15 protein-coding genes are annotated in these 14,146 nt (G+C 64.1%); 7 read left to right on the forward strand and 8 right to left on the reverse strand.

The window, feature by feature from the left end; genetic code table 11:
- Window positions 1–4 precede the first annotated feature (4 nt).
- Window positions 5–418, forward strand: a complete 414-nt coding sequence (locus A9D13_RS04780; RefSeq protein ID WP_172808104.1) for a nuclear transport factor 2 family protein — start codon at window positions 5–7, stop codon at window positions 416–418.
- 15 nt (window positions 419–433) lie between these two features.
- Window positions 434–1,459: an NADP-dependent oxidoreductase gene (locus tag A9D13_RS04785; RefSeq protein WP_066770893.1), complete on the forward strand. Its 1,026-nt coding sequence runs from the start codon at window positions 434–436 to the stop codon at window positions 1,457–1,459.
- Between the two features lie 32 nt (window positions 1,460–1,491).
- Here A9D13_RS04785 and A9D13_RS04790 read toward each other — a convergent pair whose 3' ends face one another.
- Window positions 1,492–1,794 (reverse strand): YciI family protein, encoded by a 303-nt coding sequence (locus A9D13_RS04790; protein ID WP_066770900.1) that lies wholly within the window; start codon window positions 1,792–1,794, stop codon window positions 1,492–1,494.
- Complete coding sequence (locus tag A9D13_RS04795; protein ID WP_066770901.1) at window positions 1,794–2,309, reverse strand: MarR family winged helix-turn-helix transcriptional regulator; 516 nt, start codon at window positions 2,307–2,309, stop codon at window positions 1,794–1,796. The genes A9D13_RS04790 and A9D13_RS04795 overlap by 1 nt, the downstream gene beginning before the upstream one ends.
- A 256-nt stretch (window positions 2,310–2,565) precedes the next feature.
- Between A9D13_RS04795 and A9D13_RS04800 the strand changes: the two genes are divergently transcribed.
- Both A9D13_RS04800 and A9D13_RS04805 read left to right on the forward strand, forming a co-directional pair.
- Entirely contained in the window at window positions 2,566–2,772 is a 207-nt protein-coding gene (locus tag A9D13_RS04800; RefSeq protein ID WP_066770905.1) for a hypothetical protein, read from the forward strand.
- A gap of 57 nt (window positions 2,773–2,829) precedes the next feature.
- Window positions 2,830–4,161: an MFS transporter gene (locus A9D13_RS04805; protein WP_066770906.1), complete on the forward strand. Its 1,332-nt coding sequence runs from the start codon at window positions 2,830–2,832 to the stop codon at window positions 4,159–4,161.
- A gap of 40 nt (window positions 4,162–4,201) precedes the next feature.
- On the opposite strand, the gene A9D13_RS04810 is transcribed toward A9D13_RS04805, so the two are convergent.
- Window positions 4,202–6,454 carry a TonB-dependent receptor gene (locus tag A9D13_RS04810; protein ID WP_172808105.1) on the reverse strand — a complete coding sequence of 751 codons (2,253 nt, stop codon included), beginning with the start codon at window positions 6,452–6,454 and terminating at the stop codon, window positions 4,202–4,204.
- A gap of 188 nt (window positions 6,455–6,642) precedes the next feature.
- Between A9D13_RS04810 and A9D13_RS04815 the strand changes: the two genes are divergently transcribed.
- Both A9D13_RS04815 and A9D13_RS04820 read left to right on the forward strand, forming a co-directional pair.
- Window positions 6,643–7,401, forward strand: a complete 759-nt coding sequence (locus A9D13_RS04815; RefSeq protein ID WP_066770908.1) for an SDR family oxidoreductase — start codon at window positions 6,643–6,645, stop codon at window positions 7,399–7,401.
- Window positions 7,391–8,260 (forward strand): acyl-CoA thioesterase, encoded by an 870-nt coding sequence (locus tag A9D13_RS04820; RefSeq protein WP_066770911.1) that lies wholly within the window; start codon window positions 7,391–7,393, stop codon window positions 8,258–8,260. The genes A9D13_RS04815 and A9D13_RS04820 overlap by 11 nt, the downstream gene beginning before the upstream one ends.
- A 6-nt stretch (window positions 8,261–8,266) precedes the next feature.
- On the opposite strand, the gene A9D13_RS04825 is transcribed toward A9D13_RS04820, so the two are convergent.
- The 5 genes from A9D13_RS04825 to A9D13_RS04845 are packed head-to-tail and all read right to left on the reverse strand — an operon-like array spanning window position 8,267 to window position 13,073.
- Window positions 8,267–9,004 carry an SDR family NAD(P)-dependent oxidoreductase gene (locus tag A9D13_RS04825; protein ID WP_066770914.1) on the reverse strand — a complete coding sequence of 246 codons (738 nt, stop codon included), beginning with the start codon at window positions 9,002–9,004 and terminating at the stop codon, window positions 8,267–8,269.
- Window positions 9,001–9,945, reverse strand: a complete 945-nt coding sequence (locus A9D13_RS04830) for an SDR family NAD(P)-dependent oxidoreductase (RefSeq protein ID WP_066770917.1) — start codon at window positions 9,943–9,945, stop codon at window positions 9,001–9,003. The genes A9D13_RS04825 and A9D13_RS04830 overlap by 4 nt, the downstream gene beginning before the upstream one ends.
- Before the next feature lie 14 nt (window positions 9,946–9,959).
- A complete protein-coding gene (locus tag A9D13_RS04835) occupies window positions 9,960–10,733 on the reverse strand; it encodes an SDR family NAD(P)-dependent oxidoreductase (protein ID WP_066770919.1) in 774 nt (257 codons plus the stop codon).
- A 37-nt stretch (window positions 10,734–10,770) separates the two neighbouring features.
- A complete protein-coding gene (locus A9D13_RS04840; protein ID WP_066771004.1) occupies window positions 10,771–11,838 on the reverse strand; it encodes a phosphotransferase family protein in 1,068 nt (355 codons plus the stop codon).
- A gap of 5 nt (window positions 11,839–11,843) precedes the next feature.
- The gene (locus A9D13_RS04845; protein WP_066770921.1) at window positions 11,844–13,073 is read right to left on the reverse strand and encodes an acyl-CoA dehydrogenase family protein; all 1,230 of its coding nucleotides are present in this window, start codon (window positions 13,071–13,073) and stop codon (window positions 11,844–11,846) included.
- A 184-nt stretch (window positions 13,074–13,257) separates the two neighbouring features.
- On the opposite strand from A9D13_RS04845, the gene A9D13_RS04850 reads away from it, so the two are divergent.
- Entirely contained in the window at window positions 13,258–14,085 is an 828-nt protein-coding gene (locus A9D13_RS04850) for an SDR family NAD(P)-dependent oxidoreductase (protein ID WP_066770923.1), read from the forward strand.
- The last annotated feature ends 61 nt before the right edge of the window (window positions 14,086–14,146 follow it).

Consider the following 14,146-nt stretch of genomic DNA (forward strand, 5'->3'; position numbering starts at 1 on the left):
GGCCATGACCACACCGAACAAGCAGGCGATCACGACATTCCTCGATGCGCTGGGCGCCGGCGATCCCGATCGGATGGCGACCGTTCTCGCCCCCGGCATGGAGGCATGCGCCAAGGGAACGGGCAGCTTTTCCATGACCCGCAGCCGCGAACAGGTGCTGGAGGGGGCAGGCATGCTGTCGGCGGTATTGCCAGGCGGAATCGCCTTCACCGTCCTGACCCTGACCGAGGAAGGCGACCGCGTCGTCGCCGAGGTCGAGGGCAAGGCCGCGACCGCCGATGGAACGCGTTACGACAATGGCTATGCCTTCGTCGCGACGATGCAGGATGGGCTGATCGCGCGGCTCGACGAATATTACTGCACCCTGCTCACGGAAAACGTGCTGGTGCCTGTAGCCGCGGGACTCGCGGCGCAATAGCGAGACACAAACCCCATGTTCTTCATTCCCGATCACGACCTGCCCTCGGCCAATCGCCAGCAGCGCCTCGCCCGCCGCCCTGACGGTTCGCCGGTGGCATCCGATTTCGCGCTGGCTGAAGCCCCCGTCCCCGACCCGGCAGACGGTGAGGTGCTGGTCCGCAATCTCTATCTCTCCGCCGATCCGGTGCAGCGCGGATGGATGGCCCGGCCCGATGTCCAGCAAGTCGGAGAGACGGTACGCGCGCTGGGCGTGGGAATTGTCGTCAAGAGCCGGATCGACGGCATCGCCGAGGGCGATATCGTCTATGGCATTTTTGGCTGGCAGGATTATGCCGCCGCCTCACGCAGCGATATCCTGGCCCATGTCGGCACGCCGCGCGTTGCCGTATCGGCCTATGCCGGTGCGCTGGGCATGCCGGGGGTGACAGCATGGCTTGCGCTCAACGACATCGCCCCGCCAAAGCCCGGACAGACCGTGCTGGTCTCTACCGCCGCGGGAACGGTGGGCAGCATGGTCGGGCAGATCGCGGCGCGGGCTGGCGCGCGGCCCATCGGGCTGACGGGATCGGATGAAAAGGTCGCCCTGTGCACCTCACACTTCGGCTATGCTGCGGCCTATAACTACAAGACATGCGATCTCGGCGCCGTACTGGCCGAAGCATCGCCCGATGGCTTCGACACGTTCTATGACAACACCGGCGGGCCGATCCTCGACACGGCGATGCGGCACATGAAACGCTATGGACGGATCATCGCCTGCGGCACCGCAGCGACGCCAAGCTGGACGCCCCCACCCACGGGCCTGAGGAACGAGCGCGAGATATTGATGCGCGCGCTGACCTGGACCGGCTTTGTCATCTTCGACCACGCCGACAGGTTCGAGGCTGCCGTCAAGGAGCTGTCCGAACTTGCCGCCACCGGCGCGTTTCATTTCGAGGAGGACATCGACACCGGCATGGCCGCAGTGCCCGATGCGCTGCCTGCCATTCTGACGGGGAAGAACAAGGGAAAGAAACTGATCTTCATCGGCCGGGACTGACCCCTGCCGAAGCCCCGTTCCGTTCTATCGATTCAGGCAGGCCAGAGCGTTCCGATCGCTGGGCGTACGCGCTGCACCGTGACCTCGCCCGAAAATATGCCCAGCTTGCTGAACGGATCGCCCGCGATCAGCGCGCGGGCGGCCGCTTCGTCGGCGGCGGCCAGCAGGAAACTGCTGCCCATCGCTGCCGCGTCGTCGCCATCGCCCGACATCATCGCGCCCGCGACCAGCAGTGCTTCGCCCTGCCCCTGCCAGTAATCGACATGGCTCTGGCGATGCTGCGCCCGCATTGCTGCCATGCCGTCGGCATCGCGGGCCAGAACGATATAATGCATCACTTGGCGTCACCGCCCTGCCGCTCACGCCGGTTCTGTTCGATCATCCGCTTGAGATTGTCGCGCACCCGCACCAGCGTCTTTTCCGCGATCTCGCGGTCCTTGTCGCTGATACCGTCGAGGATGTCGTTGTTCAGCTCATCGGCCAGCACGATCATGCGGCGGATGACTTCATAACCCTTGTCAGTGATGTAGACGCGCTTCAGCCGCTTGTCGCTATCGTCTGACCGGCGCTCCACCAGCTCGGCGACCTCCAGCCGGCGCACCAGCCCGCCGATGGTGACCTTGCCCACGTCCATCTGTCGCGCGATCTCGGCCTGCATCATGCCGTGCTTGCTCGACCGGGAAAGGGTGGCAAGGATCGACCATTGCGAGCGGGTGAGGCCAAGCGGGTTGACGGCGTGGTCCATGACGATCCGCCGCATGCGCGAAACGTCGTGCACGACATATCCGAACCTGTGCTGCGTGGCGCTCGGAAGCGGCGGCGCTTCCTCGGTCTTCTTGGCCTTTGGCAATTCTCTGTCGTCCCTAAATTCCGACTGTAAAATATCGTTAAACCGGCGGATTAGGCCCGGCTTCGCTACAGCCTCTTGTTGGCGGCAATGCTGCAAATGTCAAACCTGCTCCAAAGCGGGTATTTTCGCAACGAATTTGATGTTCAAGCTTATCAAATCGGCGAATTCGCCCAGCTTTCGTGCCCCTGGCCCGATGTTGTGCGGCCAATAAAAAAGTACGCTTGCTTTCGACCCGGCCGCATAGCAGCATGCAGCGATGACGCGTTTCAGCCGTATCGATCAGCTTTCAGGCCACGACCAGCCAGCACCGCAGCCGCCGGGAAACTGCCCGTGCTGCGATGACAGGCTGATCGAGGAAACAGCGCAGCTGCGTGCCGACCATGAAGCGTGGCGACTGGTCTGCCCCGCCTGCGGCTATCCCGATACGGCGGCGGCATTCATAGATTACGACGGCTGCTGCTGAAGGCGCCGCACCACAGACTGCGATGCCGCATAAGGCTTCGCGAACAGGGAGAGATCGATGGAACCGGACAGGGCCGCCGCGCGCGCATGGCCGTCACCTGCGCGCAGCTGGTATCTCGTGGGCATTTTACTCGTCGCCTATTCGCTTTCCTTTGCCGACCGCATGCTGATGAGCCTGCTGATCGGGCCGATCAAGGACAGCCTTGGCATTGGCGATTTCCAGGTCAGCCTGCTGATCGGCGCGGCCTTTGCGGTGTTCTATGTCGGCATGGGCCTGCCCTGCGGCTATCTTGCCGACAGGATGAACCGGCGAAACCTAATCGTGTGGGGCATCCTTATCTGGAGCGTCGCGACCGCGGCCTGCGGGCTCGCCGCCGGATTTGCCGCGCTATTCATCGCGCGCATGATGGTCGGCGCGGCAGAGGCGACACTGTCGCCTTCGGCCTATTCCATGATTGCTGACAGCTTTCCGCCGCGGAAACTCGGGCGCGCGATATCTGTCTATGTCGTCGGCAATCCGCTGGGCATCGGCATCGCGCTATTGACCGGCGGGCTGGTGATCGCGGCGCTGTCGCAGGTCTCGCACATGGCGCTGCCGCTGGTGGGCACGCTGGAGACATGGCGCATCGTCTTCATCGGCCTTGGCATACCGGGCGTGGTGTTGGCGCTGATCGTGCGGCTGACCGTGCGCGAACCGGTGCGCCGCACCGCTCCCGACCGGGTGGGCAAGGCGCTGGGCTGGAAAGAGGCGCCGCGCCACATCAAGGCGCATGGCCGCACTTTCCTGTTCCAGCTGGGCGGGACCTGTATGCTCTCGCTTGCCGTATATGGCGTGATGACATGGGGCCCTGCCTATTTCGAACGCGTGCACGCGATGGAGCCGGGAGCGATCGGGGTCCGCTTCGGGCTGATCCTGGGCGGCGGAGGTATCGCGGGCCTGCTGGCCGGGGGTTTTCTGGGCGACTGGCTTCTGGCGCGCGGGCGCAGCGATGCCTATCCGCGCGTGATGGCGATGGCAGCTGTGCTGGCGACGCCGCCGGGCATCATGCTGGGCCTTGTCGGCGATGCGCAGCTGGCCTTGGCGCTGACCGCGATCAACGTGCTGTGCACCGCGCTCACCACCGGAATCGCGGCGGCGGCGGTGCAGCTAATCACCCCTGCCCATCTGCGCGGACAGATGGGGGCGATCTATATCTTGACCGCCAGCGTCGCGGGGATCGGCATCGGCCCGTCAGTCGTCGCCTTTCTGACGCAATATGTGTTCGGTGACGAAATGGCGGTCGGCCGCTCGCTTGCCGCGCTGGCGGCAGGCGCGCTGCCGCTGGCCGCAATCCTGTTATGGCTGGGCCTGCCGCATTACCGACGCAGCGTGGCGCAGCTTCACAGGTGACAGGCCGGACAGCGCATCGCGCCATCCGGCCCATCGGCCATCAATAGTTCACGGCGAAGGTCAGGAAGATTTCGCGCGGGGCCTGATAGGACCGCGCGTTATTCTCGATACCGAGGAGGAAATATTCCTCGTCGGTCAGGTTCGATCCACCCAATGTCAGGCTCCACGCATCGTCCGGCGCGCGATAACCCGCCCGCGCGCCCAGCAGCGTATAGGACGGGCTGCTCTGGTCGATAGTGTTGGCGACATTGCGAAAGGCCGGCCCCTGATAGCGCAGATCCGCTCCCATGAAGAAGCTGCCCGGCACAAAGCCCGCATCGGTTTCGTAATCGAACCCGACAAGGAAGCTGGTGCGCACCAGATGCTTCAGCCTTTTCGCATAATACAGGCCCGGCGGGGGTGAGAGATACTTGTCCTTCATCACCGCCATATTGCCATAGATCGTCAGCCCATCCGCCGGACGCAGCGCGCCCTCCAGCTCCAGCCCGCGAATGCGCGCGTCCGACTGGGTGACCACGGTCGAACCGGTAGAAGCCAGCGTCAGCGTCGCCTGCAGATTGTTGTACTTCGCCTCGAACGCGGCGAGGTTCAGCGTCAGCGCGCGGTCGAACCATTGCGACTTCACGCCCACCTCGTATGATTCCTCGGTCTCCCGGTCGAAGGTAAGCGCCAGGTTCGCCAGCGACGTGCCCGTCGTATTGGCCCAGCCCGCCGACCGATACCCCTCGGCATAGCTGGCATAAAGCAGCACGTCGTCGAGCTGGTAGCTCACGCCGAGCTTGGGCGTGAACACGCTGTCCTTGATCTTGCCGTCATAGGTAAGCGTCGGAGTGGTCAGATCGGCAGTGGGATAAAGCTCGCGCGACACGCTCTTCCTGTCCCACGACATGCGCCCGCCCAATGTCAGCTCCAGCCCGTCGAGCGGATGAATATAGACCTCGCCATAGACCGCATAGGCATCTGTTTTCTGGCTATCGAGGTTCTTGCGCGGGGTGGGCAGCGGGCCTGCGCCGAATGCGACCTGCGTGCGATAATCGGAATCGATATCCTCGTGGTAATAGAACAGGCCCAGCGTGTAATCGATCAGCGACTGGCCGTTCGATGACAGCTGGAATTCCTGCTGGAACTGCCGCTGTTCCAGCCGGTTGACGAGGTTCACGTTCACATAGGGCAGCGGCTTTGCATAAAGCGCGCTGACGAAGATGTCGCGGAAACCGCGATAGCCGGTGACCGATTTGATGCTGGCGGGGCCAAGGTCATATTCGACCACGCCCGAAACCCCTGCGGAATCGAATTTCGGATCGTTGAAGCCGAACGGCCCGATATAGCTTTCGTACGGATCGTCATAGAACAGCGGGCATTTGTTCAGCTGCCCCGCATTGACCTGCCCGGGGATGAACGCATCATTCGCGGAATCGTAGACATAGCCATCCACCGTTCCCAGCGCGCCGCAATTGGTGGGCGTCACCGACTGCAGCCCCGACCGGTTGTGCGAATAATCGGCGGCGATATCGATGGTGAGATCGTCCGTCGGCTGATAGCGAAGCGCCGCGCGAATATCACGCAAATCGCGGCCATTGCTGCGAAGGCCGGTATCGTTGCCGTCCTCGTCATTCAGGCGGATATAACCGTCCTGCTTGTGATATTGCGCCGATACCAGCAGGGCCAGCCGGTCGGGCACCAGCACCAGATTGGCCGACCCGCGCAGCGTGATGCGGTCGCGGCTGCCGAAAGTTGCGGCAAACTTGCCCGCGTTTTCATAGACGTCGGGTTTGCGCGTAACATATTTCACCGCACCCGCCGTGGCGTTGCGGCCGTAAAGCGTACCCTGCGGCCCGCGCAGGACTTCCACCCGCTCCATGTCGACCGCGCCCAGCATCGAACCGATCAGCCGGCCGACGAAGATATCGTCGAGATAGACGCCCACGGTCGGATCGACGTTGAAACCGGTATTGTCGATGCCGATACCGCGCAGGAAAATCTGCGATCCGGTGGAGGAAGTCGTCGCCTGCTCGATCGTGACATTGGGCACGAAACCGCTGATATAGCGAATGTCGGTCGCGGCGCGCACGTCAAGGGCGGCATCGTTGATCGCGGTCACCGTCGTCGGCACGTCCTGGATCGTTTCCGCCCGCTTGCGCGCGGTCACCACGATCTCGCTCATTCGTGCGGCCTCGTCCTGTGCGTTGGCATTGTCACCCGCCGCACCGTCCTGCGCATGCGCGGTGCCGCCCGCCGCCGCAATCGCCGCTAACGCGACGGACACGATCAACCCGTGTCTCGATTTCCTCATCCCTTCTCTCCCCATTGATGGGCCGACCGATGGTGTCGTGCCCCGTCCCTGCCCTATCGGTTTGACCGTTGGCAGAAATCGTTATCTAGTTTACTAATCTATCCATATCGGGATATGGAAGCAATACCGTATGCTGGGTTACCAGCAGTGCGAGAGGCGGAAATCCGCCCGTAAGGAGAGGGGCAGGGATGACAGGCCGCAAGAGCTGCGCGCTGGTGACGGGCGCGACCGGCAAGGTCGGCGCCGCATTGGTCGAAAGGCTGGCTGCGCGCGGCATGACCGTGCACGCCATGGGCCGCCGCCGCGCCGCGCTAAAGGAGCTGGCCGCCGCGACCGGCTGCATCCCCGCCGTCGCCGATCTTGCCGATATCTCCGCGATCGAGGCCTGCCTTGCCGATATCGAACCCGATGTGCTGGTCTGCAATGCAGGGCTTGGCCGGGCGGGTTCGATCGCCGGGGAAAGCGCTGCGGGGATCGACGCGATGCTCGACGTGAACCTGCGCTCTGCCATGCATCTGCTGCGACTTGTCATGCCCGGCATGATCGCGCGCGATCGCGGCCATATCGTTTTCATCGGCTCGATGGCGGGCCATCACAGCTTTGCCGGCCACGCCGCCTATCACGCGACAAAGGCCGGGGTTGCCATGCTCGCCCGGCAGGCGCGCATCGACCTGATCGGCAGGCGTGTGCGCGTCAGCGAAATCAGCCCGGGCCGCATCCGCACCGACATGTTCGCCAAGGCGCTCGATCTGTCGGGGGAAGAGGCGGAGAAACGCTTTTTCGAAGGCTACGAACCGCTGCTGCCCGAAGATATCGCCGATGCGGTCGAATATGCGATTGCCGCGCCCGAACGGGTCAATGTCGGCCTGATCGAGATATTTCCCACCATGCAGGTCGCAGGCGGCATGACCATGGCAAAAGGAGGTGCCGCAAGCGATGGCAACTGAAACCCGGGCCCACCAGCGCGAATTGTCCGAACTGTTCGAGTTCGAGCCGCTGGAAACGGGCATGCTGCGCGCACGGCCAGGGCGCGCCAATCCCTATGGCATGCTGTTCGGCGGCCAGCTGATCGGGCAATCCATCGCCACCGCACAGGTGCATGGCGACGGGCGCTCGCTCCATTCGCTGCATCTCAATTTCATCAAGCCGGGCAATGCGCAGGACCCGATCGATTTCGCGGTGGAGCGGCTGCGCGACGGGCGATCCTTTTCGACCCGCCTGGTGCGCGCGGTGCAGGGCACCGTGCCGCTGGCGACCGCCACCGCATCGTTCCGCACCGGGGGCGATGGTTTCCACCACCAGCGCCCCCCGGCCGAAACCGGCGATCCCGAAGCCGCGATGGACATTGTCGAGGCGTCCGCCCTTGTCGAGGACGAACCCGGCCCCTTCACCATCTTCGTCGCGCGGCCTTGCCCGGTGGAGCTGCGCATTCCCTCGCTCGACCGGTTCTACCGCACATCGGACGAAGCGCGCCGCAATTACTGGATCCGCGTGCGCCCGCCCCTGCCCGATCTGACGGCGGAGGATCACAAGGTGCTGTTCGGCTATATCTCAGACCTGATGCTGGCAGGGGTCGCCATGGTGCCGCACCTGCTGCCCATGCCGGGGTCGCATCTTCGTTCGGTCAGCCTCGATCATGCGATCTGGTTCCACGGCCCGGTCGATTGTTCGCGCTGGGTCCTGTTCGAGACCGAGTGCAGCATCGCCGCCAACGGCTGCAACCTGACCCGCGCCCATGCCTATGACGAAAACGGCACGTTGATCGCCAGCATCGCGCAGGAAGTCCTGCAATCCGCCGCGCCTTAGACCTTATCAGTGATAGCTGCGCCCGCCATCCACGGCGAGCGCGACGCCGGTGACGAATGACGATTGCGCGCTGGCGAGATAGAGCACCGCCTGGGCGATCTCATCCGCATCCCCCACGCGCCGCAGCGCATAGGGCGAGGTCGCGCTCCTTGCAGCCTCGCGCATGCCGTCGGGCAAAAGCGGCGTATCGACCACGCCGGGACAGATCGCATTGACGCGGATCGGCGCCAGCTCCAGCGCCATCGCCTTGGTCCATGTCACCAGCCCGCCCTTTGAAGCACAATAGGAGCCCATGCCCGGCACCGATGGCAACAACCCCTGCCCCGACGAGATATTGACGATGGCCCCGTCTTCCGATGCGCGCAGCAACGGCAATGCCTCGCGGCAGACAAGGAAGGGCGCGGTCAGGTTGATCGCCACCACCCGGTTCCAGCTTTCGAGCGTGGTTTCACCCAGCGGTGCGACCTCGCCAATCCCTGCGACATTGACCACCGCGTCGATCCCGCCCATCGCCGCGCCCGATGCGGCAACGGCACGCACGATGGCGCGCTCATCCATCAGGTCGAGTGTTTCGGCATGGGCGCCCAGCTCGCCCGCCACCTGCGCCAGCGCATCGCCATCGCGGTCGAGCAGCGCAAGCGCCGCGCCATGGCCCGCGAGACATTGCGCACTCGCCTTGCCGATGCCCGAGGCCGCGCCTGTAATCAGCACCCGCCGCCCGGCCATGCGTTTCGTCTCGTTCATTTTCCACCTCCCAGCACCTTGCCGAATGCCGCACCGTCGCGCGCCTGCGAAGGCAGCTCGAAAAAACCATCGCCCAGCATCTGCTCGGCGTCCTCCTCGCCCATGATCTCGGCCCAGCGGGTGCGCACCGTTTCCGGGGACAAATCGGGATCGTGGATGCCGTCGCGCGATGCGAACACCACCCGCGCCATGCGACCCCCGCCCACGGAAAAGAACTGTCCGCTGACCGGGCAATCGCGGTGCATCAGGTAAAGCGCGGCAACCGCGACCATCGCCGGGTCGAAATTCGCCTGCATCCAATTGCCGAATTCGGTGCCGCCAAAAGATTTTTCGACCATGGTGGAATAGGCATAGGGCATGATCAGATTGGCCTTGATCCCATGCTCTGCCCCGGCGCCCGCCATTTGGCGAGTCAGGCCGTAAAGCGCTGATTTGCAAATGGCATAGGATCCGCCCCAGCCATGCATGCTCCTGATGCCGAGCGAGGATGCGGAGCCGAGGTTGATGACCCGGCCCTGCCCCGATTGCTGCAGATGCGGCCATGCCGCGCGGAACAATTGCTGCGGCCCTTTTACATGTATCGCGAATTGATCGTCGATTACCGGGCTGGGCGCATCCTGGATGCGCAATTGCGTATCGGTGGTCCCGGCATTGTTGACGATGATGTCCAGCCTGCCGAAATGGTCGAGCGCCGCCGCCGCCATCGCGCGGCAGGCATTGTCGTCGGCGACGCTGCCGTTCACGCCTACCGCGCTGCCGCCCGCTGCCCGGATTTCGGCAACGACATCTTCCTCGGGTCCATGCCCCTCGGGCCGGACATTGCCGTTGACCACCACCATCGCCCCGCGCTTTGCCAAGAGCAGCGCGATGGCGCGGCCGATCCCCTTGGCCGCACCGGTAACGATGGCTGCCTGCCCATCGAACCGCAATTCATCCGCCATGCGATCACCCCCGCTCATTGCGCCGTCAGCCCGCCATCGACAGGCAGCAGCACGCCATTGACGAAGCTCGCCTCTGCCGAAAGCAGCCAGCGCACCGCCATCGCCATCTCGTCGGGTTCGGCAAGGCGGCCCATCGGATTGGCCTCGGGCACGATTTCGCGCAGGCGGTCGATTAGGGTAAAGGCATGCTCCATCATCGCGGTGCGCGTGGCGCCCGGCAGCACCGCATTGATGCGGATATTGCTGCGCGCGTAATCGAGCGCGGCGGCCCGGGTCACGCCCGCCACGCCCGCCTTGGCAGAGCAATATTCCGAACCGTTGGGAATGGCCGCGATGGCTGCGGTCGAGGCGATATTGACCACCGCGCCGCCGCCTGCCTCCAGCATGGCCGCGACCTGGTATTTCATCGACAGGAACAACCCGCGCAGGTTGACCGCGTGGACATGGTCCCAGAAATCGACGTCGACCTCGTGCATGCGCACGCCCATGAAAGTCGCGCCCGCGGCATTGCATGCCCCGTCCAGCTTCCCGAAGCGCGCCACGGTTTGCTCCACCGCGCCGCGCACTGCATCGTCGTCGGTCACGTCGAGAGCGATAGCGCAGCCCATGCCGCCAACCTCCGCAATCTCGTCGGCCACTGTCCGGGCCGCAGCATGATCGCGGTCGGTCACGGCGACGGCAGCCCCCGCCTCGGCACAGCGCAGCGCGCTGGCGCGGCCGATGCCATTGCCGCCGCCCGTCACCATGACCACGCGGCCTTCCAGCAGTCCGCTTCTTGTACCTGTCATCGCGCGCGCTCCTGTCTTCTTATTGCCCGGTCGTCGCCTATCCGCCCGCCCCCTCCAGCACGCGCCGCGCCGATGCCGCGGCCTGCGCGACGGTCTTGGCGGTATGGGTGGATGTCCGGTTGGCCGCGGTGCCGTCGGCGTATCGCTTCAGCACCCCCTGCACCATCGCGGCAAAGCGGAACTGCGCATAGGCGAGATACCAGTCCCAATCGGGCACCGCGCCCAGCCCCATGTGCGAGAGATAGCGTTCGACCTGCTCATTCATCGCCGGGATGCCCGTGCCCGCAAGGTCTTGCCCGCATAAAGTCGGCGCGCCCGGTGCCGGTGGCAGCCACCATGGACGCAAATGATGGGCGAGATCGACAAACGGATCGCCCAGCGTCGCCATTTCCCAGTCGAGCACGGCCAGTGCGCGCGGCGCATCGGCAGCGAAAATGATGTTGTAGATGCCGTAATCGCCATGGATTAGCCGGGTCGGCGCATCGGCAGGCACACGCTCGGCCAACGCATCCATCAGCCAGTGCATGTCGGGCACATGTTGCATTTCCGCTGCACGATATTGCTTCGACCACAGCGTCAGGTTGCGCGCGGCGTAGCCAGATGGCCGCCCGAAATCGCCAAGCCCGATCTGGGCGGGTTCGAGACTATGCAAACGCGCCAGCCAGTCGGCGGCATTGGCATAGGTCGCGGCGCGCTTTGCCGGTTCCTCATCCGGCATCAGCGGATCCCAGACTACCCGGCCCGCGACATGTTCGCAGATGTAAAAGGCGCTGCCGATAATGCTCTCGTCGCCGCAATATGCAAACGGGCGCGGCACCGGAAAGCCCTCTGGATGAAGCGCGGCGATGGCGCGATATTCGCGGTCTATGGCATGGGCGCCGCGCAGCAATTCCCCCGGCGGCTTACGGCGCAATACAAAGTCCCCGCCCCGCGCCCGCAGCAGATAGGTCGGGTTCGACTGCCCTCCTTTGAACTTGCGCCCCGATTCCAGCGCGCCTGCATCGGGCACGTGCTCCGCCATGAACGCTGCCAATGCAGAAAGGTCGAGTTTGAGCCGCTCGGTCGGCTCCTCGGTTCCTGAAAAGGCGGCGTCGAGGTCGGTCATCGCGATCAACCCGCGTCTTCGGCAGCAGACTTGCGATATTTCGCAAGCTCCAGCCGGGCGATGGTGCGATTGTGCACCTCGTCCGGGCCATCGCCCATGCGGATCATGTTCATGCGGGTAAAGCCATAGCCCAGCCCGAAATCATCGGACAGGCCAGCCGCGCCGAACGCCTGCACCGCCATGTCGGCGACCTGCCGCCCGATCCGGACCGCCGCGACCTTGATCTGCGATATCTCGCTGCGCGCCGCGCGATTGCCCACCGTATCCATCAGCCATGCCGTATGCTGCACCAGCAGGCGCAGCATGCTGATATCGGTCCGCGCCCGCGCAATGCGTTCGTGCCAGACCGATTGCGCGGCCAGCGGCTTGCCGAAAGCGATGCGGCTGCTCAGCCTTTCGCAGGCGATCTCCAGCATGCGTTCGCATTGCCCGATGATGCGCATGCAGTGATGGATGCGCCCCGGGCCGAGCCTCCCTTGCGAAATCTCGAAGCCGCGCCCTTCCCCCAGGATCAGGTTGCTGGCCGGAACCCGCACGTTCTCGAACAGGATTTCCGCCTGCCCCTTGGGTTCGTCGTAATAGCCAAATGCCGACAGCGGGCGTACGATGGTGATGCCGGGCGTATCGGGCTCGACCAGTATCTGGCTCTGCTGATGGTGCAGATCGGCATCGGGATCGGCCTTGCCCATCACGATGAAGATGGCGGTGTGCGGGTGATAGGCATTGGTGATCCACCATTTGCGCCCGTTGATGACATAGTCGTCGCCATCGCGCTCGATCCGGGTCTGGATATTGGTCGCATCCGAACTCGCCACCGCCGGTTCGGTCATGCAAAAGGAAGAGCGGATCTCTCCCGCCAGCAGCGGCTTCAGCCAGCGCTCCTTCTGCTCTTCGCTGCCAAAGCGGTCGAGCACTTCCATATTGCCGGTATCGGGCGCGGAACAGTTGAACACCTCGGACGCGAAATTGACCCGGCCCATGATTTCCGAAAGCGGCGCATAATCGAGGTTCGACAGCCCCGCCCCGTTTTCGGAATCGGGCAGGAACAGGTTCCACAAACCCTCGGCCCGCGCCTTCGCCTTCAGCTCTTCCATGATCTCGGGCTGGCGGAACCGTTCGGGCCCCTGCTTCAGCTGGCGGTGATAGGCCTCTTCGTTCGGATAGACATGCGCATCCATGAAGCGCCTCAAACGGGCCTCGAATTCTCGCGATTTTTCCGACTGTACCGGCACCATGCCCGCCAATCCCCTGTCCCACGCCGAACGTGCCCGGCTGTTCGTGTTTTGCCGCGAACATGCAGGTAAGTGGCGGGCCAGTCAACTTGATATGCTAGTTTACGATTTCACCTTGCCAGCATCCGGGCATCACCGCACAATGCCGTATGCACGCATATCGGTGCGGCATGATCGGGAGAGAGACATGACGATTAGCCTCACATTTCCGGAAGGCGGCGCGCTGATGGCAGGCGGCACTGGCACCATCGGGCGCGGCGTGGTGGAAGGGCTGTGCCGCGCCGGGGTACCGGTATTGTTCACCTATCTTGGCGCCGGGCGGCATGACAGCGCCGGCATCGCGGCCGAAATGGTCGAGCGCCTGTCGGCACAGGGCCACCAGATCCGCGCCCGCCGCATGGACATGCGCGATCCCGCCCAGATAGAGGACGCGCTGGACGAGCTTGAAAGCTGGACGGGCCGCGTTCACGCCGTGATGACGACAGCGGGCGCGGTGCCGATCTTTGCCAAAACGGGTGATTATACGCCCGACGATCTTGCCGCGTTCATCGATGGCGATTTCATGGCCTATTTCCGCCTGTTCCGTTGCGGCATCCAGCGTATGCGGGAAACGGGCGGCGGATCGCTGACCTGCACCACCACGATCGATGTCGGCAAGCTGGCGCAATATAACGGCGCTTCGGGCATGTCGAAGGGCGCTGTCGAGGCGATGATGCGCCATATCGCATCCGAAGAAGCGCTGACCGGCATTCGCGCCAATTACGTGCGCATCGGATGGGTGGGCGACGACCAGTTTTCCGACCACCCCGAATGGCGCCAGCCGCCCGCGGGGCCAGAGCCGGTGACGCAGGCGGAAATGCTGGCCCATATCGCGCGCAGCCACATGGATGCGATGCCGATGCAGCGGCCCGGAAACCTGCGCGAAATCGGCGATGTCTTCGCCTATCTCGCATCCGATCAGGCATCCTATCTGACCGGGCAGTGCATCAAGATGGACGGCGCCGAAGATCGCTGAACCGTCAGGGACCAGCGATATTGGTATTCTGGCATACCAGTTTGATTTCGGTCAATGCGGC

This window comes from Croceicoccus mobilis, from assembly GCF_001661965.1.
GTDB lineage: Bacteria > Pseudomonadota > Alphaproteobacteria > Sphingomonadales > Sphingomonadaceae > Croceicoccus > Croceicoccus mobilis.

Excerpts from the sequence above, each read along its gene's own strand:
- A9D13_RS04780 (WP_172808104.1), top strand. The coding sequence starts at position 5 with ATGACCACACCGAACAAGCAGGCGATCACGACATTCCTCGATGCGCTG.
- A9D13_RS04785 (WP_066770893.1), top strand. The coding sequence starts at position 434 with ATGTTCTTCATTCCCGATCACGACCTGCCCTCGGCCAATCGCCAGCAG.
- A9D13_RS04790 (WP_066770900.1), bottom strand. The coding sequence starts at position 1,794 with ATGCATTATATCGTTCTGGCCCGCGATGCCGACGGCATGGCAGCAATG.
- A9D13_RS04800 (WP_066770905.1), top strand. The coding sequence starts at position 2,566 with ATGACGCGTTTCAGCCGTATCGATCAGCTTTCAGGCCACGACCAGCCA.
- A9D13_RS04805 (WP_066770906.1), top strand. The coding sequence starts at position 2,830 with ATGGAACCGGACAGGGCCGCCGCGCGCGCATGGCCGTCACCTGCGCGC.
- A9D13_RS04810 (WP_172808105.1), bottom strand. The coding sequence starts at position 6,454 with ATGAGGAAATCGAGACACGGGTTGATCGTGTCCGTCGCGTTAGCGGCG.
- A9D13_RS04815 (WP_066770908.1), top strand. The coding sequence starts at position 6,643 with ATGACAGGCCGCAAGAGCTGCGCGCTGGTGACGGGCGCGACCGGCAAG.
- A9D13_RS04820 (WP_066770911.1), top strand. The coding sequence starts at position 7,391 with ATGGCAACTGAAACCCGGGCCCACCAGCGCGAATTGTCCGAACTGTTC.
- A9D13_RS04825 (WP_066770914.1), bottom strand. The coding sequence starts at position 9,004 with ATGAACGAGACGAAACGCATGGCCGGGCGGCGGGTGCTGATTACAGGC.
- A9D13_RS04830 (WP_066770917.1), bottom strand. The coding sequence starts at position 9,945 with ATGGCGGATGAATTGCGGTTCGATGGGCAGGCAGCCATCGTTACCGGT.
- A9D13_RS04835 (WP_066770919.1), bottom strand. The coding sequence starts at position 10,733 with ATGACAGGTACAAGAAGCGGACTGCTGGAAGGCCGCGTGGTCATGGTG.
- A9D13_RS04840 (WP_066771004.1), bottom strand. The coding sequence starts at position 11,838 with ATGACCGACCTCGACGCCGCCTTTTCAGGAACCGAGGAGCCGACCGAG.
- A9D13_RS04845 (WP_066770921.1), bottom strand. The coding sequence starts at position 13,073 with ATGGTGCCGGTACAGTCGGAAAAATCGCGAGAATTCGAGGCCCGTTTG.
- A9D13_RS04850 (WP_066770923.1), top strand. The coding sequence starts at position 13,258 with ATGACGATTAGCCTCACATTTCCGGAAGGCGGCGCGCTGATGGCAGGC.